Annotated in this window: 16 protein-coding genes and 1 pseudogene; 9 read left to right on the forward strand and 8 right to left on the reverse strand. The window is 72.9% G+C overall.

Going from position 1 to position 17,121, the window contains the following annotated elements:
• The 7 genes from ACI2L1_RS40600 to ACI2L1_RS40630 form a co-directional block, all read right to left on the reverse strand.
• A partial coding sequence (locus tag ACI2L1_RS40600) for a PAS domain-containing protein (protein WP_404744529.1) occupies positions 1 to 1,225 on the reverse strand: 1,225 nt, incomplete at its 3' end.
• Between the two features lie 64 nt (positions 1,226 to 1,289).
• Entirely contained in the window at positions 1,290 to 1,754 is a 465-nt protein-coding gene (locus ACI2L1_RS40605; RefSeq protein ID WP_404744491.1) for a peroxiredoxin, read from the reverse strand.
• Complete coding sequence (locus tag ACI2L1_RS40610; protein WP_404744492.1) at positions 1,751 to 2,131, reverse strand: DoxX family protein; 381 nt, start codon at positions 2,129 to 2,131, stop codon at positions 1,751 to 1,753. The genes ACI2L1_RS40605 and ACI2L1_RS40610 overlap by 4 nt, the downstream gene beginning before the upstream one ends.
• A gap of 71 nt (positions 2,132 to 2,202) precedes the next feature.
• Positions 2,203 to 2,910: a helix-turn-helix transcriptional regulator gene (locus ACI2L1_RS40615; protein WP_404744530.1), complete on the reverse strand. Its 708-nt coding sequence runs from the start codon at positions 2,908 to 2,910 to the stop codon at positions 2,203 to 2,205.
• Positions 2,793 to 3,308 (reverse strand): MarR family winged helix-turn-helix transcriptional regulator, encoded by a 516-nt coding sequence (locus ACI2L1_RS40620; protein ID WP_404744493.1) that lies wholly within the window; start codon positions 3,306 to 3,308, stop codon positions 2,793 to 2,795. Before ACI2L1_RS40620 ends, ACI2L1_RS40615 begins: the two co-directional genes overlap by 118 nt.
• A 112-nt stretch (positions 3,309 to 3,420) precedes the next feature.
• Complete coding sequence (locus tag ACI2L1_RS40625) at positions 3,421 to 4,479, reverse strand: FecCD family ABC transporter permease (protein ID WP_404744494.1); 1,059 nt, start codon at positions 4,477 to 4,479, stop codon at positions 3,421 to 3,423.
• On the reverse strand, positions 4,476 to 5,534 hold the full coding sequence (locus ACI2L1_RS40630) for a FecCD family ABC transporter permease (RefSeq protein ID WP_404744495.1): 1,059 nt from the start codon (positions 5,532 to 5,534) through the stop codon (positions 4,476 to 4,478). Before ACI2L1_RS40630 ends, ACI2L1_RS40625 begins: the two co-directional genes overlap by 4 nt.
• A gap of 143 nt (positions 5,535 to 5,677) precedes the next feature.
• Between ACI2L1_RS40630 and fes the strand changes: the two genes are divergently transcribed.
• From fes to ACI2L1_RS40675, 9 genes are read left to right on the forward strand one after another with little or no spacing between them, the layout of a single operon-like run.
• Complete coding sequence (gene fes / locus ACI2L1_RS40635) at positions 5,678 to 7,039, forward strand: enterochelin esterase (protein WP_404744496.1); 1,362 nt, start codon at positions 5,678 to 5,680, stop codon at positions 7,037 to 7,039.
• Between the two features lie 39 nt (positions 7,040 to 7,078).
• Positions 7,079 to 8,056, forward strand: a complete 978-nt coding sequence (locus ACI2L1_RS40640) for an ABC transporter substrate-binding protein (RefSeq protein WP_404744497.1) — start codon at positions 7,079 to 7,081, stop codon at positions 8,054 to 8,056.
• The gene (locus ACI2L1_RS40645; protein ID WP_404744498.1) at positions 8,053 to 8,841 is read left to right on the forward strand and encodes a 2,3-dihydro-2,3-dihydroxybenzoate dehydrogenase; all 789 of its coding nucleotides are present in this window, start codon (positions 8,053 to 8,055) and stop codon (positions 8,839 to 8,841) included. The genes ACI2L1_RS40640 and ACI2L1_RS40645 overlap by 4 nt, the downstream gene beginning before the upstream one ends.
• A 46-nt stretch (positions 8,842 to 8,887) precedes the next feature.
• Positions 8,888 to 10,081 carry an isochorismate synthase gene (locus ACI2L1_RS40650; protein WP_404744499.1) on the forward strand — a complete coding sequence of 398 codons (1,194 nt, stop codon included), beginning with the start codon at positions 8,888 to 8,890 and terminating at the stop codon, positions 10,079 to 10,081.
• Positions 10,078 to 11,697 (forward strand): (2,3-dihydroxybenzoyl)adenylate synthase, encoded by a 1,620-nt coding sequence (locus tag ACI2L1_RS40655; protein ID WP_404744500.1) that lies wholly within the window; start codon positions 10,078 to 10,080, stop codon positions 11,695 to 11,697. The genes ACI2L1_RS40650 and ACI2L1_RS40655 overlap by 4 nt, the downstream gene beginning before the upstream one ends.
• A gap of 15 nt (positions 11,698 to 11,712) precedes the next feature.
• Positions 11,713 to 12,339: an isochorismatase family protein gene (locus ACI2L1_RS40660; protein ID WP_404744501.1), complete on the forward strand. Its 627-nt coding sequence runs from the start codon at positions 11,713 to 11,715 to the stop codon at positions 12,337 to 12,339.
• A gap of 3 nt (positions 12,340 to 12,342) precedes the next feature.
• Positions 12,343 to 12,570, forward strand: coding sequence for a phosphopantetheine-binding protein (locus ACI2L1_RS40665; protein ID WP_404744502.1), 228 nt, complete (start codon positions 12,343 to 12,345; stop codon positions 12,568 to 12,570).
• Positions 12,567 to 16,424 (forward strand): amino acid adenylation domain-containing protein, encoded by a 3,858-nt coding sequence (locus tag ACI2L1_RS40670; protein ID WP_404744503.1) that lies wholly within the window; start codon positions 12,567 to 12,569, stop codon positions 16,422 to 16,424. The genes ACI2L1_RS40665 and ACI2L1_RS40670 overlap by 4 nt, the downstream gene beginning before the upstream one ends.
• The gene (locus ACI2L1_RS40675) at positions 16,421 to 16,561 is read left to right on the forward strand and encodes a hypothetical protein (protein ID WP_404744533.1); all 141 of its coding nucleotides are present in this window, start codon (positions 16,421 to 16,423) and stop codon (positions 16,559 to 16,561) included. Before ACI2L1_RS40670 ends, ACI2L1_RS40675 begins: the two co-directional genes overlap by 4 nt.
• Positions 16,562 to 16,572: 11 nt before the next feature.
• Here the strand turns inward: ACI2L1_RS40675 and ACI2L1_RS40680 are convergent.
• Positions 16,573 to 16,929, reverse strand: a pseudogene (locus tag ACI2L1_RS40680) (enterochelin esterase domain-containing protein); the annotation flags it as partial.
• Between the last annotated feature and the right edge of the window lie 192 nt (positions 16,930 to 17,121).

A 17,121-nucleotide genomic window follows, 5' to 3' on the forward strand; every position in this document is an offset into this window, starting at 1 on the left:
AGCGGCGGGCGTTGTCGATGCAGACGGCGGCACGGCTGGCGAGTTCCTCGCCGAGGACGGTGTCGTCGTCGCCGTAGTCGTCGGGGTGGTTGATGCGTTCGGCGACCACGACGCCCAGCGTGGTGCCGCGGGCCTTGAGCGGGACGGCGAGCATGGAGTGGACGCCCCTGCGGTAGGAGCGTCCGGCGGGGGCGCGGGCGTTGCGTTCGGCGACCCAGCGCATGAAGTCGGGCTCGCCGGCCTGGCTGACGGACGCCCGGCCCGCGCGCAGGGCTCGCGCGGGCGGTGAGAAGTCGGGGTAGAAGTCCGACTCGCCCAGGCGGACGGCCGCCTCGGGGGTGCCTTCGTGGCTGGAGCCGTGGGCGACACGGCGCAGGAGGATGTCGCCGTCCAGCACGGTCGGGGGCTCGTCCGTTCCAAGGACCCATTCCAGGAGGTCCACGCTGGCGAAGTCGGCGTACCGCGGCACGAGGAGCTCGACGAGTTCCTCTGCGGTGCGCACCACGTCGAGAGTGGTGCCGATGGCGGCGGCCGCCTCGTTCAGGAGGGCCAGTCGCCGGCGGGCCCAGTACTGGTCGCTGCTGTCGAAAGCGGCCAGCGCCACGCCGGTCAGCTCGCCGGAGTCGTCGTCCCGGACGGGCCACATCTCGATGCTCCAGGCGTGCTCCCGGTTGAGGGAGGGGGCGCCGGTGAAGCTCTCGTAGCGCACGGGCATGCCGGTCTCGGCGACCTGGCGCAGATGCGCGTTGAATCCGCGGCTGTGTTCGGCGTCCTCGATGGTCTCCGGGAAGTGACGGCCGAGCAGGGCCTCCTCGGGCACGCCCATGACCCGGCAGGCCACGTCGTTGAGGCGCAGGTAGTGCTGGTGGGTGTCGAAGACCGACATGGACATGGCCGCCTGCTGGAAGGCCTGCCCGGCCAGGGTCGGCTCGCTGGAGCCGGGCGGCCGGGCCGTGATGACGTACCCGGTCGGGGCGCCATCGGTGCCCGCGACAGGACACGCCTCCACGAAGCGCGTGAGGGGGGAGCCGTCGCGGTGTCGCAGGACGACGGTTCCCTTCAGCGCCTCCACCGCCGGTCCCGGCGGGTCCTCGGCGAGCAGCTCCCGTGCCGCCCGGCCCACGACCTCCTCGGCCGAGTGTCCCGTCAGCCGCTGGGCACCGTCGCTCCACCCCGTCACAATGCCTGCGGCATCGGTGACCGCCGTAGCGGAGACGTGCTCCATATGGTCCAGGATGGTCCCTTTGTCAGACCGCATCAACCGAAACGGTGCAACGGGGCCCCTGGCGTCAGCGGTGTGCGCGCAGGGCTTCGAGGGCGCGGTCGGCGTGTGTGTTCATGCGCAGTTCGCTGCGGACGACCTCAAGGACCGTGCGGTCCTCGGCGATGACGAAGGTGACCCGCTTGGTGGGTGCCAGGGAGAAGCCGCGCTTGACGCCGAACAGCTCGCGGATCCTGCCGTCGGCGTCGGACAGCAGGGGCATGCCGAGGGTGTGGCGTCCGGCGAACTCCTGCTGACGCTCCACGGTGTCGCCGCTGATGCCGACCGGCTGGGCTCCGACGGCGGCGAACTCGGCGGCCAGGTCACGGAAGTGGCAGGCCTCCGCGGTGCAGCCGGCGGTCAGGGCGGCCGGATAGAAGAAGAGCACGACCGGACCGTCGGCGAGCAGGTCGGACAGCTTGCGGTTGGTGCCGGTCTCGTCGGGGAGCCCGAAGTCCTCGACGGTGTCCCCGGTCTCTATCGCCTTGCTCATGCCTGGTCCTCCCCGTTCTTCGCGATGTTGCGTGCCCACAGCACGAGCGGCAGTTGCAGCGGCAGCCGGCCGAGGGCCGTCGCCTTCAGTGGTGCGGGGCGGTGGCGCCAGTCGACGGCCGTCTTGATGTTGGCGGGGAACACCCCGACGAAGAAGGCGGCCGAGGCCAGCGCGGCGGTCCGCCTGGTCCGCGGCAGCGCCAGACCGGCGGCGAGCGCGAGCTCCACGGCGCCGCTCGCGTAGGTCCAGGTCCGGGGTTTGCCGGGCAGGGCCTGCGGGATGGTCGCGTCGAACGAGCGCGGTGCGGCGAAGTGAGCGACACCCGCGGTGGCCAACAGACCGGCGAGCAGCAGGGGCGAGCGTGGGGACCGTGGCACGGTTCCTCCTCCTGGGGGCTGCCGCGCACATTACTGGACGGTACAAGCACCTCGGACAGCGACCTCCGCTCTTACGGGGAACGGCGGTTGTGGGTGCCCGGGGTGTGGCCGAAGGAGCGGCGGAAGACGTCGATGAAGGCGCTCGCGGAGGGCTGGTCGCAGCGGTGGGCGACGGTGGTGACGGGGACGCCGTCGGCGAGCATCCGCAGGGCGTGGCAGAGGCGTGACCGGGTGCGCCACTGCGTGAAGGCCATGCCGAACTCCCGGCGGAAGAGGCGGCTGAGGGTGCGTTCCGAGGCCCCGGTGGCGGCGCCGAGCGCGGCCAGGGTGCGCGGGCCGGCGGGGTAGGCGAGGTGAGCGGGGTCAGCGTGAACAAGGGCACAGACCGCGGACAGCCCGGGATCGGTGGGGCCGGGCAGCCGCAAGGGCTGCTGGGGCGAGGCGCGCAGCTGGTCGCGGAGTACGGCGAGGAGGCGGCCGCGTTCGGGGCTGTGCTCGCGGCCGGGCCGGCCGCACCAATGCTGGGGGGCGCTGGCCGACGCCATGTCGCTGCGGACCCGCGCTCGTGCCGCTGGTGGTGCTGCCGGTGCTGGCTGGTCTGCTGCGGCGGGGGCTGTGCGAGCCTGCTCCCGCCGGGTCGCCCCACCCGACGGGGTGAGCCTCAGGCCGTTCCGGCCGGCGTAGGCTCCTCGCTCTCGTCGTCGATGGCGTAGGACAGGAAGTCGTCCACCATGCGGTGGAAGAGCCCGGCGAGCTGCCGCAGCTCCTCGGGCGACCAGTCGGACAGGGCCAGCTGCATGCCGCGGGCGCCGGCATCACGGATGCGGTCGATCGCCTGCCGCCCGGTCTCGGTGAGCTCGATCCGCTGGGCCCGCCGGTCGTCGGGGTCGGGGACACGCGTGACGTAACCCGACTTCTGGAGCTGCTGGACGGTGCGCGTGACGTGGGAGGCCTCCACGCCCAGACGGGCCGCCAGCTCCCCGGGACGCATCGGCTCGGTGTCGGCGACCTGGCGCAGCAGGGCCACGGCGGCACGGTCGAGCGGCACCTCGGCCAGGGACATCAGTCGGTCGTGCTGCCGGGCACGGGTGCTCAGATAGGTGATGCGGGTGAGCGCCCGCTCGATCTCGATGACTTCCGGGGACGCGGGGACGTCCGGGAGCGGCTGTGAGGACATACTCACCAGTTTACCATCTTGTTGCGTAACTCAAGTAAAGTACGGCGTATGTTGAGCGCCGGTACTGCGGACGTACGACATCGACGTCGGTCCTGGCACCCGGCCTCACCCCTCACACCCGCCCGGCCCGTCGCTCGGCCCTCAGCAGCCAGGCCAGGTACGCGCCGCCGGCGACGCCGGTCACCACACCGACCGGCAGCAGGGCCGAGCCGGTGACGCGCTGGGTGACGAGGTCGGCGGCGCAGACCAGGAGGGCGCCGGTCCATGCGGCGGGCAGGACGTTGGGGCCGGGTGCCCGGGTGATCCGGCGGGCGAGCTGGGGGGCGGCCATGGCGACGAAGGGGATCGGGCCGGCCGCCGCCACCGCCATCGCCGTGAGTCCGGTGCCCGCGCACAGCAGCACCAGTCGGCTGCGTTCGGGCGGCACCCCGAGCGCGGCGGCGGTGTCGTCGCCCATCTCCAGCATGGTCAGCCGGCGCGCGCACCCGAGGACCACCGGGCCGAGGAGCACCAGCCCGAGGGCGGCGATACGGACATCGCCCCAGTCGCGGGCGTTGAGCGAGCCGATCATCCAGCTCGCGGCCTGGGCCGCCTTGCCGATGTCGGCGCGCACGTAGAGAAAGCTGGTCGCCGAGCCGAGCACCGCGGAGGCGCCGATGCCGACGAGGATCAGCCGGTAGCCGTGCACGCCCCGCTTCCACGCCAGCAGATAGACGGCGACGGCGGTGGCGAACCCGCCGCACACGGCACCGATCGCGATCTGCGCGTCGCCCGCGTCGAAGAGGATGATGGCGACGAGCGCGCCCGCCGAGGCGCCGTTGCCGAATCCCGTGATGTCGGGGCTGCCCAGCGGGTTGCGGGTCAGCGACTGGAACACCGCGCCCGCCATGCCCATCCCGAACCCGACGAGGACGGCGACGAGCGCGCGGGGCAGTCGCAGGTCGAGGACGATGAACTCGGCGCCGGGCGGGCCGTTCCCGGCGAAGGTGCGCACCACGTCCAGCGGTGAGAGCTGGTACGTCCCGGTGCCGACGGCGAACACGGTCGTGACCGCGGCCAGGGCGAGCAGGGCGGAGCAGACCAGGACCGCGCGCGGGGCGAAGCGGAGGGACCAGTGCCGGGTGCGCAGGAGTCCGGGGCGCAAGGTGACCCTGTTCTGGGTGAGGCTCACAGCTGGGCCGCCTTCCGTCGCCGTACGAGATGGATGAACAGCAGGCCGCCGAGGAAGGCGGTGACGGTGCCGACCTCGATCTCCGACGGCGGGACCACGATCCGGCCGATCACGTCGGAGACGAGCAGCAGCACGGGCGCGTAGAGGGCGCAGTAGGGCAGCAGCCAGCGTGGGTCGGGGCCGCAGAAGGCGCGGGCGGCGTGCGGGATCATCAGGCCGATGAAGCCGATCGGCCCGCAGACGGCGGTCGCTCCCCCGCACAGCAGCGTGATGGCGACGACGGCCAGTACCCGGGTGCGGCGGACCCGGGTCCCGAGGGCCCGCGCGTGGTCCTCGCCCAGGGCGATGGCACCGAGTGGCCTGGCCAGGGCCAGGGCGAGGAGAGCGCCGACCACGAGCAGGGGCAGTACGGCGACCAGCAGGGAGGGGTCGCGCTTGGCGAGGGTCCCGACCGACCAGTGGCGCATCGCGTCGAGGGTGCTGAGGTCCCAGAGCTGAAGGCCGTTGACGTAGCCGAAGAGGGCGGCGTTGACGGCGGTTCCGGCGAGGGCGAGGCGGACCGGGGTGGCGTGACGCCCACCGCCGAGGGACTGGACGGCGGTGGCCGCGAGGGCGGCTCCGGCGAGGGCGAACCACAGGTAGCCGGAGAAGGACGTGATCCCCAGGACGCTGATCGCGGTGACGACGGCGGCCGAGGCGCCCGCGTTGACGCCGAGCAGCCCCGGGTCGGCGAGCGGGTTGCGGGTCAGGGTCTGCATGACGCCGCCGGCGAGGCCGAGGGCGGCGCCCACGGCGATGCCCATGAGGGTGCGCGGGAGCCGGAGGTCGCGCACGATCGCGTCGTTCTCGGTGCCCGAGGGTGCGAAGAGGGCCGACCAGACCTGGTCCGGCGGGACCTGTTTGGTGCCGAGGGCCAGCGAGAGGGCCGTCGCGGCGGCCAGCAGGGCGAGACCGAGCAGGAGTCCCGCGGTCCGTACGGAGGCGAGCGGCGGACGTGGGCGCCGGGCGGAGAGCGCTCGGTTTCCTGCGGAGTGTGGATCCGCTCCAATCAACATGTGCTTAGCTTAGGCTAACCTAACTAAGGCTGTTGACGATCTCGTTGACAGTTCATCTTTCCATGCTCAAGTGCCGCCGCTGTCAAGCCGGTTGGCGCGCTCGCGACGAACCGGTCGGCGCGCCCGCGAAGAGAAGAGGAGCGATGTCCGCCGCCCCCACCCCAGCGGTCCGCCCGGTCGCAGGACCGTTGGATCCCCGGCACGAGGTACGTCCGGTCCGGCTCACCGGGCCGCGTGTGGCCCGTCTCGTGGCCCAGTTGGCCACGGCCGAGAACGAAACGAGCCGTGCGGCCCTGACGGCAGAGTTCTGGAGCGAGGTGGAGCACCTGGGCACTCCCCTCGTCGAGGAACTGGAGGGCGACCCGGACCACCGGGCCGTCACGTTCCTGTGGCGCGGCCACCGTGCCACCCGGCAGGTGCTGCTGTTCGCCAACCGCATCATCGACCGCGACCACCTCGCGGGTTCGCTGTTGCGCCGGGTGCCCGGCACCGACGTGTGGCACCTGGGGATGCGGCTGCGCGCCGACCACCGCGGCTCCTACCGCATGGCCGCCGACATCTCCCCGAAGGACCCGCCCGAGGACCCGGCACTGCTCCAGCAGCGGTTGCGGGCGCTCACCGCCCACGCCGCCCGGGATCCGCTCAACCACCGCTCGGTGCCCACCCGTTGGCAGAAGGTGGACAGCTCGGTCTTCGCCCTGCCGAAAGCCCCCGCACAGCCCTGGTCGGACCGGCGTGACCCGGCTCCCGCCGGGCGGGTGGAGCGGCACCGGGTGGCCGCGCCCTCGCTCGACGGCCACCGCGACACCTGGGTCTACCTGCCGCCCGGGGAGGACCCCGGCGCGACGTCACCGCTGCCCGTCCTGGTGCTGTGCGACGGCGACATGTGGTTCGGCCGCCTCGGCCTCGGTCGCACGCTGGACGCGCTGATCGCGGACGGGGCCCTGCCGCCGCTCGCCGTGCTGGCGCCGGACGCCGTCGACAACGCCACCCGCTGGCTCGAACTGGGCGGCCGCGGCCCCTTCGTCGGCTTCCTCGCGGACGAGCTGCTGCCCTGGGCGGCCGGCCGCTGGCCGCTGACCACGGACCCGCGCCGGACCGTCGTCGCCGGGCAGAGCCTGGGCGGGGTGACCGCGCTGTACGCCGGCCATCTGCGGCCCGAGCGGTTCGGCAACGTCCTCGCCCAGTCGTCCTCCCTCTGGTGGCGCCCTGGCCTGCCGCCGCCGGGCCGGGTCAAACCCCCGGTGCACGGGACGCCCTGGCTTGTCGGCCGCTACGCCACCGGTCAGCCGGACTCCGTCACCGTCCATCTCGACGTCGGCCTGCACGAGGGCCGGATGGTCGACCATCACCGCACCCTGTACGACGCGCTGCGCTCGGCGGGCTACCGGGTGACCTACGACGAGTTCAACGGCGGTCACGACTACGCCTGTTGGCACGGCGCCCTGGCGGACGGGCTGGTGCGCCTGCTGGGCACCTCAACCCGGCCTCTCCCCTTTCCCTGATCACTCTTCCCCTGAGCACTCTCAAGGAGCTGTACCCACATGTCCTCTGCACGAGCCTCCCGCAGGGCGGTCCTGACCTCCGCCGCCACCGTCATGACGGGAGCCCTGCTCCTGGCCGGCTGCGGATCCGACGACGGGAGCGACACCGCGAGCAGCAAGGAGGCGAGCACCCGTCGGATCACCGACGCCCAGGGCCGCAAGGTGACCGTGCCGACCACGCCGAAGAAGGTCGTCGCGCTCAGCGAGCCCACGCTGGACGCGGCACTCGCGCTCGGTGTCGAGCCGGTGGGCACCACCGCGGGCCGCGGTCAGACGGGCGTGTCGACCTACCTCGCGGACAAGGCGGCGGGGTCCGAGGTGGTCGCCACCGTCGCCGAGGCCGACATGGAGAAGCTGGCGGCCCTGCAGCCCGACCTGATCCTGCTGGACGAGACGACCGGCGCCAAGAAGGAGATCTCCAAGCTCCAGGCCATCGCCCCGACCGTGGTCACCGCCAAGCTCAACGCGGACTGGAAGACGGCGTTCACGGCCACGGCCGACGCGCTGAACCAGAAGACGAAGGCCGAGAAGGTCCTCTCGGACTTCGAGAGCAGTGTGGCCGCCACCGAGGCGAAGCTCGGCGCCAACGCCGGCGCGGTCGTCAGCGTGATCCGCTGGCAGGACGGGGCGCCCTCGGTCGTCGGCAAGGGCGTGGGCCATGTCGGCTCCACCCTCTCGGCGCTCGGGCTGACCCGGCCGACGGACCAGCAGGGCGCGAGCTCCGGGCACAGTGAGCCGGTCAGTCTCGAGAAGCTGTCCACGATCGACGGCGACTGGCTGTTCTTCGGCACGCTCGGCGACCGTGCGGACGGCGAGAAGGCGTACGCCGAGGCGAAGAAGGTGCCCAACTTCGAGAAGCTGAAGGCCGAGAAGGAGGGGCACGTCGTCGTCATCCAGGGCTCGGCGTGGAACAGCGCGGGCGGTCCGCTGGCCGCGCGGCTCGTCCTGGACGACATCTCGAAGGCCCTGGCCCCGTGACCGGCCCGCTCTCCGGGCGGCTCGCCCTCGTGACGGGGGCGGGCCGGGGCATCGGCGCGGCGGTGGTCACCGCGCTCGTCCAGGAGGGCGCCCGAGTCCTCGCCACCGACCTGGACGCGGAGGGCGTCGAGGCGGTCGCCGCCGAGCACGGCGATCGGGTCACCGCCCGCGCGCTGGACGTGACCGACGCCGACGCCGTCGAGGCCCTGGTCGCCGAGACCGAACAGCGTCTCGGTCCGCTGGACATCGCCGTCAACGTGGCCGGGGTCCTGCGTAGTTCGAGCGTCGTGGCCCTCTCCGACGAGGACTGGGCGGCCACCTTCGCCGTCAACTCCACCGGTGTCTTCCATGTCTCGCGCGCGGCGGCCCGCCGTATGGCCGAACGGGGCCGCGGCAGCATCGTCACCGTCGCCTCGAACGCGGCCGGAGTGCCCCGCGCGGGCATGGCCGCCTACGCCTCCTCGAAGGCCGCCGCCGTCATGTTCACCAAGTGTCTGGGCCTGGAGGTGGCCGCGCGGGGCGTCCGCTGCAACACGGTCTCCCCCGGCTCGACCCTCACCGACATGCAGCGCGCGATGTGGGCCGCCTCCGGCGCCGACGACGAGACGGCCGCACGGGGCGTGATCGAAGGGGACCTGGCGGCTTTCCGCACGGGCATCCCGCTGGGCCGGATCGCCGATCCCTCCGACGTCGCCGAAGCCGTCGTGTTCCTGGTCTCGGACCGTGCCCGCCACATCACCCTGCACGACCTGTACGTCGACGGCGGCGCCACCCTGCGGGCCTGACCCGCCCGCTCCCCCGACTCATGACGTCCCCCCACTGGAGACATCCATGTCCCTCACCGCGCACGCACCCGCAGAGCCGCTGACCTCCCCCGGCGCGGCGACCTCGCTCCTCGACGCCTACCGCCCCACCACGGACCGCTTCCTCGCGACCCCCCACCGCACGCTCCTGGGCCGCGGAACCACCGCCGAAGTACCCGCCGGCACGGCCTCCTTGACCCACCGCGTCCAGGACCTCCTCGACGCTCTGCGCCGCCCGGGCACCGCCGCGCCGGTGGTCATGGGCTCACTGCCCTTCGCTCCGGACGCCCCGCCCGCCCTCGCCGTGCCGGACCTGGTGCACTGGGCGCCGCCGCTGCGCGAGGACCCGCTCGTCGCGCTGCCCGTACCGCACGACGAGGCCCGGCCCGACTGGCGGGTACGGGAGGTACCGCCACCCGAACGCTACGGCGAGGCGGTCGCGTCGGCGGTCGCCCGGATACGGGCCGGCGAGTTCGACAAGGTCGTCCTGGCCCGCACCCTGGAGCTGACGTCCGCGACCCGGCCCGACCTGCACGCCATGCTGCGCCGCCTGGCCCGCCGGGATCCCGCCGGATACACCTTCGCCGTGCCGAGCGGTCCCGGCCGCACCCTCATAGGTGCCAGCCCCGAACTCCTCGTCTCCCGCCGGGCCGGCCGGCTGACCGCCAACCCCCTGGCGGGTTCGGCCCCCCGCAGTTCCGACCTGGCGGAGGACGTCCGCCGCGCGGTCGCGCTGCTGGAGTCCGAGAAGGACCTGCACGAGCACGCCGTGGTCGTGGCCGCCGTACGCGAGGCGCTGGCCCCCTTCTGCGACCGGCTGGAGGTGCCGGAGCGGCCCACGCTGGTGCGCACCGCGGCCATGTGGCATCTGTCCACGACCGTCGGCGGGGAGCTCACCGACCCGGCGACGACCGCGCTGGACCTGGCGTCCGCGCTGCATCCCACCCCGGCCGTGTGCGGCACCCCGACCGATGTCGCCCGGGCGGTGATCGCCCAGTCGGAGCCCTTCGACCGCGGCCCCTACACGGGCATGGTCGGCTGGCAGGACGCGGACGGTGACGGCGAGTGGGTCGTCACGATCCGCTGTGCCGAGGCCGAGGGCGGTGCGCTGAGGCTGTTCGCGGGCGCCGGTGTGGTGGCCGCGTCCACGCCGGAGGCCGAGACCGCGGAGACGGCCGCCAAGTTCCGTACGTTCCTGCACGCGGTGGGAGCCTCGCTGTGACTCCTGGTGCGGATGCCCCGACCTGGCCCGCGAAGTTCGCGGAGCGCTACCGCGCGGCCGGTTACTGGCGCGGCGAGACCTTCGGCGGCGTCCTGCGCGAGCGTGCCGCCGCCCACCCCGACCGGATCGCCCTGGTCGACCCCGCGCCGGAGCGGCGCATCTGGACCTACCGCGAACTGGACGAGCGGGCCGACCGGTTGGCCGCCGGATTCCTCGCCCGCGGCATCGGACGCGGGGACCGAGTCGTCGTACAGCTCCCGAACGTCGGTGAGTTCGTCGAGGTCGTCTTCGCGCTGTTCCGCATCGGAGCGCTCCCCGTGTACGCGCTGCCCGCGCACCGGGACACGGAGATCGGCTACTTCTGCTCCTTCACCGAGGCCGTCGCGTATGTCATCCCCGATGTGCACGGCGGTTTCGACCACCGGGAACTCGCCGCGCGGGTGCGGAAGGAGACACCGGGTCTCCAGCATGTCTTCGTGGTCGGCGCCCCGGGCGAGCACACCGCTCTGTCGGCGGTGCCCTCGGCGCCGGAGCCGGTCATCGGGCCGGAGCCGCACGAACTGGCCTTCCTGCAGCTGTCGGGCGGGACGACGGGCGTGCCCAAACTCATCCCACGCACCCACGACGACTACCTGTACTCGCTGTGGGGCTCCAACGAGATCTGCGGAGTGGACGAGAACACCCGCTTCCTCGTGACCCTGACCGCCGCGCACAACTTCCCGATGAGCTCGCCCGGTTGGCTGGGCGTGGTCTACGCGGGCGGCACCTCGGTGCTGTGCCCGAGGCCCGACCCGGCGACGGCGTTCCCATTGATCGAGAGCGAACGGATCACGATGACCGGGCTGGTGCCGCCGCTCGCCCTGGTGTGGACGGACGCCGCCCGGAGCGCTCAACAGGACCTGTCGAGCCTGGAGTTGGTGCTCGTGGGCGGTGCCAAGTACAGCGAGCAGGCGGCGCGCCGACTGGAGCCCGCCCTCGGCTGCCGGCTGATGCAGGTCTTCGGCATGGCCGAGGGACTCGTCAACTACACCCGTCTGGACGACGACTTGGAGACCATCGTCACGACCCAGGGCCGTCCGATCTCCCCGGACGACGAGATCCGGATCGTCGACGACGCCGGACAGGACGTGGCGGAGGGCGCGTTCGGCCATCTGCTCACCCGCGGCCCGTACACGATCCGCGGCTACTGGCGGGCTCCCGAGCACAACGCCCGGTCGTTCACCGCGGACGGCTTCTACCGCACCGGTGACATCGTGCGCCGTACCCCGACGGGCCATCTCGTGGTGGAGGGACGGGCCAAGGACCAGATCAACCGGGGCGGCGAGAAGGTCGCGCCGGAGGAGATCGAGAACATCATCCTCGCCCACCCGTCCGTGCACGACGTGTCCGTCGTCGCCGTCCCCGACGAGTACCTCGGCGAACGCTCGCTGGCCTACGTGATCCTGCGCGAGGGCGCCGAGCCGCTGAAGCCGGTCGCGGTCAAACGGTTCGTTCGCGAGCGCGGGATCGCCGCCTACAAGGTCCCCGATCTCGTCGAGTTCGTCGACGCGTTCCCGCAGACGGGTGTCGGCAAGGTCAGCAAGAAGCAGCTGCGGTCCACCGCCGAGCAGTCCTGAAAGGCCCCTGTTCCCATGGCACTTCCCGCCATCACCCCCTATCCGCTCCCGACCGCCGACCAGCTGCCCGCGGGCCGTGTGTCCTGGACCGTGGACCCGGCCCGCGCCGTGCTCCTCGTCCACGACCTCCAGCAGCACTTCCTGTCCGCCTTCCCGGCCGACGAACAGCCCCTCACCGGCATGCTCGACAACACCTCGCGGCTGCTGAAGCAGGCCCGCGCTCTCGGCGTACCGGTCGTCCACTCGGCCCAGCGGGGCGGGCAGACGCCCGAGGAGCGCGGGCTCCAGCTCGACTTCTGGGGTCCGGGCGTCGCCGACGACCCCGAGGCCCTCGCCGCACCGCGAGCCGTGGCCCCGGAGGCCGGGGACACCGTGCTCACGAAGTGGAAGTACAGCGCGTTCGTGCGCACAGAGCTCGATCAACTGCTCGGCGAACGCGACCAGTTGGTGATCGTCGGCGTGTACGCGCACATCGGCGTGCTGATGACCGCCGCCGACGCCTGGCAGCGGGACATCCAGGCGTTCGTCGTGGCCGACGCCGTCGCCGACTTCTCCCGGGAGGACCACGACATGGCCCTGCGCTGGGCCGCCGGCCGCTGCGCGGTCGTGACCACCGCCGACGCGCTCTTCAAGGAGGTCTGAGCCATGGCACTCACCCTGGAGTCGATCCGCACCGACGTCGCCGACTGCCTCGGCGAGGACCCCGCGGACATCCCCCTCGACGAGAACCTCGTGGACTACGGCCTGGACTCGGTGCGTCTCATGGCGCTCCTCGAACGCTGGCGCCGCGAACACCAGGTCAGGGCCGACTTCGCGGACCTCGCCGAGCGGCCGGCCATCGAGGCCTGGGCCCCCCTCCTGGGGGCGGTATGACCACCACGCTCACGACTCTGCCCCTGACGGCGGCCCAGTCGGGCATGTGGTACGCCCAGGCCCTCGACCCGCTCAGCCCGGCACAGAACACCGCGGAGTGCCTGGAGATCGACGGGCCGCTGGATCCGTCGCTGTTCGCGGAGGCTCTGAGGCGGGTCACCACCGAGGCGGAGGCGCTGCGGATCCGGGTGACGGACGCCCCGGAAGGCCCGCGCCAGTACATCTGCCCCGACATCGAACTCCCCCTGACCGTAAGGGAATCCAGCAACCGCGAAGAGGCCGAGGCCTGGATGGCCACCGACCTCGCCACACCCTGCGACCTGACCTCCGGGCCGCTCTTCCGGCACGCCCTCTTCCGCGTCGGCGAGGACCGCTGGCTGTGGTACCAGCGCATCCACCACCTCGTCATGGACGGCTTCGGCTACTCACTGCTGGTCCGGCGCACCGCCGAGATCTACACGGCCCTCGTCCACGGCGAGGAACCCTCCCCGCGCACCTTCGGCCGGCTGGCCGACCTGGTCGCGGACGACACCGGGTACCGCTCCTCCGAGGCCTTCGAGACCGACCGCGCCCACTGGACGCGCGCCTTCGCGGACCGCCCGGAGGCACCCCGCCTGGCGGGCCGCGGCGCCCTGCCCGCCCGTACCTTCCTCCGCCGTACGACCCACCTGTCGCCGGAGACCACCCAGCGGCTGCGGGAACTCGCCGCCCGGCTGCGGGCGACCTGGCCGGACGTCCTGATCGCCGCGCAGGCCCTCTACACCTCCCGTGCCACCGGCCGATCGGACGTGGTCCTGGGCCTGCCCATGATGGGCCGCATGGGCTCGGTCGCGCTGCGCGTGCCCGGCATGGTGATGAACGTCCTGCCGTTGCGTCTGACGGTCACCCCGGAAGCGACCTTCGCCGAGCTGGTTCGCCAGGTCGTGCTCGGCATCCGCGAGGTGCGCCGCCACCAGCGCTACCGCTACGAGGACATCCGCCGCGACCTCGGCCTGCTGGGCGAGAACCGCGGTCTGGTCGGTCCGCTGGTGAACGTCATGCCCTTCGACTACGGCGTCGATTTCGCCGGAGCTCCCGCGCGGGCCCGGAACCTGTCGGCGGGCCCGGTCGACGACCTCACGGTCAACGTCTACGACCGTGCCGACGGCCGGGGCCTGCGCATCGACCACGACGGCAACCCCGCCCTGTACGAGGGCCCGGAACTCGCCGCCCACCAGGAGCGGTTCCTGCACCTCGTCGACCGGCTCGTGGACACCGACCCCCAACTGCCGCTCGCCACGCACTCCGTGGCGACTCTGGTCGAACGGGCCCTGGTCCTGGACGAGTTCAACCGCACGGTGCGCGAGGTGCCGCCGACCACGCTGATCGGCCCGATCGAGGCCCAGGCCGTGCGCACCCCCGACGCCCCGGCCCTCGTGTACCGGGGCCGCACCCTCACCTACGCCGAACTCAACGCCCGCGCCAATCAGTTGGCCTGGCATCTGCGGTCGCTGGGCGCACGGCCGGGCGCGGTCGTGGCGGTCTCGGTGCCGCGCTCGATGGAGCTGATCGTCGCGCTGCTCGCCGTACTGAAGGCGGGTGCCGCCTATCTTCCGCTCGATCCGGACTATCCGGCGCAACGGCTGACGTACATGCTCCAGGACGCGGCCCCGGTGTGCGCGATCACCGATCGGGCGGAGCGCCTCCCGGAGGACACGGGCACTGCGCTGGTCGTCCTGGACCAGGTCGACGTGTCCGCGCGGCCGCGGATCAACCCGGCGCGGGCGCTGACGCCCGGCCATCCCGCGTACGTCATCTACACGTCCGGTTCGACGGGTCGGCCGAAGGGGGTCGTCGTCCCGCACCGGGCGATCGACAACCGGCTGCGCTGGATGCAGCACGAGTACGGACTGACCACCGGCGACCGGGTGCTGCAGAAGACACCGTCGTCGTTCGACGTGTCCGTGTGGGAGTTCTTCTGGCCGCTGCGGGAGGGCGCGGCGCTGGTCGTGGCGGAGCCCGGCGGCCACAAGGACCCCGTCTACCTCGCCCGGCTGATCCATGAACAGGCCGTCACCACCTGCCACTTCGTGCCGTCGATGCTCCAGGTGCTCCTGGCCTGCCCGGACGCGACCGCCTGCGCGGACGTGCTGCGCCGGGTGTTCTGCAGCGGGGAGGCCCTGCCCCGGGAGACCGCCAACGCGTTCGGGCGGGCGTTGCCGGGCGTGGAGCTGCACAACCTGTACGGGCCGACGGAGGCCGCGGTCGACGTCACCTACCACGCCTGCGCCCCGGAGGCCTCCGGGTCCGTGCCGATCGGGCGGCCGGTGTGGAACACCCGGCTGTATGTGCTGGACGTGGCCCTTCAGCCCTGTCCGCCCGGTGTGCCGGGCGAACTGTTCCTGGCGGGCGTGCAGTTGGCCGACGGCTATCTGCACCGCGAGGAGCTGACCGCGTCCCGGTTCGTGACCGACCCGTTCGGCCCGGCGGGCAGCCGGATGTACCGGACGGGCGACGTGGCGCGCTGGACCGCGACGGGCGAGGTCGAGTATCTCGGTCGCACCGACCATCAGGTGAAGCTGCGCGGCCAGCGCATCGAACTCGGCGAGATCGAGGCCGCGTTGGCGGCCCAGCCGGGAGTGGACGGGGCCTGTGCGCTGGTGCGCGAGGACCGCCTCGTGGGCTATGTGACGGGCGAGGTCGATCCGGTCGCCGTGCGTGCTTCGCTGGCCCGTGAGCTGCCCGAGCACATGGTGCCCACGGCGGTCGTGGTCCTCGACGTGTTCCCGCTCAGCCCCAACGGGAAGCTGGAACGACGCGAACTGCCCGATCCGGTCTTCGCGGGCGGGGAGGGTGCGAGGCTCCCCGCCTCGGCGCGCGAGGAGACGCTGACCCGGCTGTTCACCGAGGTGCTGGACGTGCCGCGGGTCGGCCCGGACGACGCCTTCTTCGACCTCGGCGGCACCTCACTGCTCGCCGTGCGACTGGTGAACCGGGTGCGGGAGGAACTCGGCTCCGAACTCACCATCGGCTCCCTCTTCGAGGCGCCCACACCGGCCGCCCTTGCCGCCCGCCTCGACGCCGCGGGGCCCGCGTCCGAGGACGCCCTGGATGTCGTACTGCCGTTGCGGGCCGAGGGCACACGACCGCCGCTGTTCGCGTTCCATCCGGCGGGCGGGATCTCCTGGTGTTATGCCGGGCTCGCCGCGCGGCTCGGTCCCGATCAGCCGGTGTACGGCATCCAGGCGCGCGGTCTGGTCGGCGGCGAACCGCTCCCGCACACCCTGCGGGAGGAGGCGGAGGACTACGTCGGGCACATCCGTGCGGTCCAGCCGCGGGGGCCGTACCGGCTGCTGGGCTGGTCGGTCGGCGGGATCCTCGCGCACGAGGTGGCCGTCCTGCTCCAGGAGGCCGGCGCCGAGGTCCGGCTCCTCGCGCTGCTGGACGCGTTCCCGGCCGAGCAGTGGCGGGAGCGGCCCGCGCCCGAGGAGGGCGACGCGCTCACCGCGGTGCTGCGCATGGCGGGTTTCGACCGCACCGGCGAGCGCGACCGGGAGGACGTGCTGGCCACGCTGCGCAGGGCGGGCAGCCCGCTCGCCGGGCTCGGCGACCGTACGCTGTCCCGGATCGTGGACATCGTGCCCAACCACGCCCACCTGATGCGCGAGCACGAACACCGGTGTTTCGAAGGCGACTTGCTGTTCTTCACCGCCGCCGCCCCGCGCGCCGAGGACTGGCTGACGCGGGAGGCGTGGCGGCCGCATGTGAGCGGGGAGATCGTCAACCACGACCTGGACTGCACCCATCCGCAGCTGTTGCGGGACCGGAATCTCGACGACATCGCCAGGAGGCTCGTGAAGGAGCTCGACGCGTGAGGCCGCAGGTGCTCGTCCGGGGCCCCGGGCTGTGCCGACGGGATCTGCGGCAGGGGCCGCTGCTGTGGCTGGTGCGGGCCCCGGACGCGGGCGCCCCGCTCGACGTCTCCGTGCTGGACCCGCCCTCGTCGACGTAGAAGTCGTACGTCCCACGCCAGTCGTGGCGCAGGCGGAGTGTCCAGTGCCATACGTCCGTGCCGGGGACGCGCTCCATGAGGTTGCCCTCGGGGTCGCGCGGGTCGCCGAGCTTGTTCGGGAGGACCTGGACGGCACGGGTGGCGGGGGTGCCGCGCCACAGGAAGGTGACGGCGAGGTGGTCGGGGGTGCCCTGCGGATCGGGGCCGAGGAGTGGTGTGCCGCGCTCGCGGACCTCGGCCCAGAACCCTTCGGCGGCGGCCGGGGAGGGCAGTGGCCAGGCCGCCTCGGTGATCCGGGGGACCGGATGCGGCCGTGGCAACGGGGGCGGGTGGTTCGGGGTGCCCTCCGGTGGCAGGGGCACGGGCATGGAGGGGCCTCCGGACAGCGGAACGCTTGCCTACTCAGGCAAACCTATCCTGCGACCGTGAGCGGGGGCGTGGGGGGGGGGGGGGGGGGGGGGGGGGGCGCCCCCCCCCCCCCCCCCCCGGGCCCGCGCCCCCCCCCCCCCCCCCCCCCCCCCGCCCCCCCCGCCAGAAGGGCGGCGCCCCGCCGCGGGGCG

It is taken from the genome of Streptomyces sp. NPDC019531 (assembly GCF_044903305.1).
Lineage (GTDB): Bacteria > Actinomycetota > Actinomycetes > Streptomycetales > Streptomycetaceae > Streptomyces.

Excerpts from the sequence above, each read along its gene's own strand:
- ACI2L1_RS40630 (WP_404744495.1), bottom strand. The coding sequence starts at position 5,534 with ATGTTGATTGGAGCGGATCCACACTCCGCAGGAAACCGAGCGCTCTCC.
- ACI2L1_RS40640 (WP_404744497.1), top strand. The coding sequence starts at position 7,079 with ATGTCCTCTGCACGAGCCTCCCGCAGGGCGGTCCTGACCTCCGCCGCC.
- ACI2L1_RS40660 (WP_404744501.1), top strand. The coding sequence starts at position 11,713 with ATGGCACTTCCCGCCATCACCCCCTATCCGCTCCCGACCGCCGACCAG.
- ACI2L1_RS40620 (WP_404744493.1), bottom strand. The coding sequence starts at position 3,308 with ATGTCCTCACAGCCGCTCCCGGACGTCCCCGCGTCCCCGGAAGTCATC.
- fes (WP_404744496.1), top strand. The coding sequence starts at position 5,678 with ATGTCCGCCGCCCCCACCCCAGCGGTCCGCCCGGTCGCAGGACCGTTG.
- ACI2L1_RS40665 (WP_404744502.1), top strand. The coding sequence starts at position 12,343 with ATGGCACTCACCCTGGAGTCGATCCGCACCGACGTCGCCGACTGCCTC.
- ACI2L1_RS40650 (WP_404744499.1), top strand. The coding sequence starts at position 8,888 with ATGTCCCTCACCGCGCACGCACCCGCAGAGCCGCTGACCTCCCCCGGC.
- ACI2L1_RS40605 (WP_404744491.1), bottom strand. The coding sequence starts at position 1,754 with ATGAGCAAGGCGATAGAGACCGGGGACACCGTCGAGGACTTCGGGCTC.
- ACI2L1_RS40670 (WP_404744503.1), top strand. The coding sequence starts at position 12,567 with ATGACCACCACGCTCACGACTCTGCCCCTGACGGCGGCCCAGTCGGGC.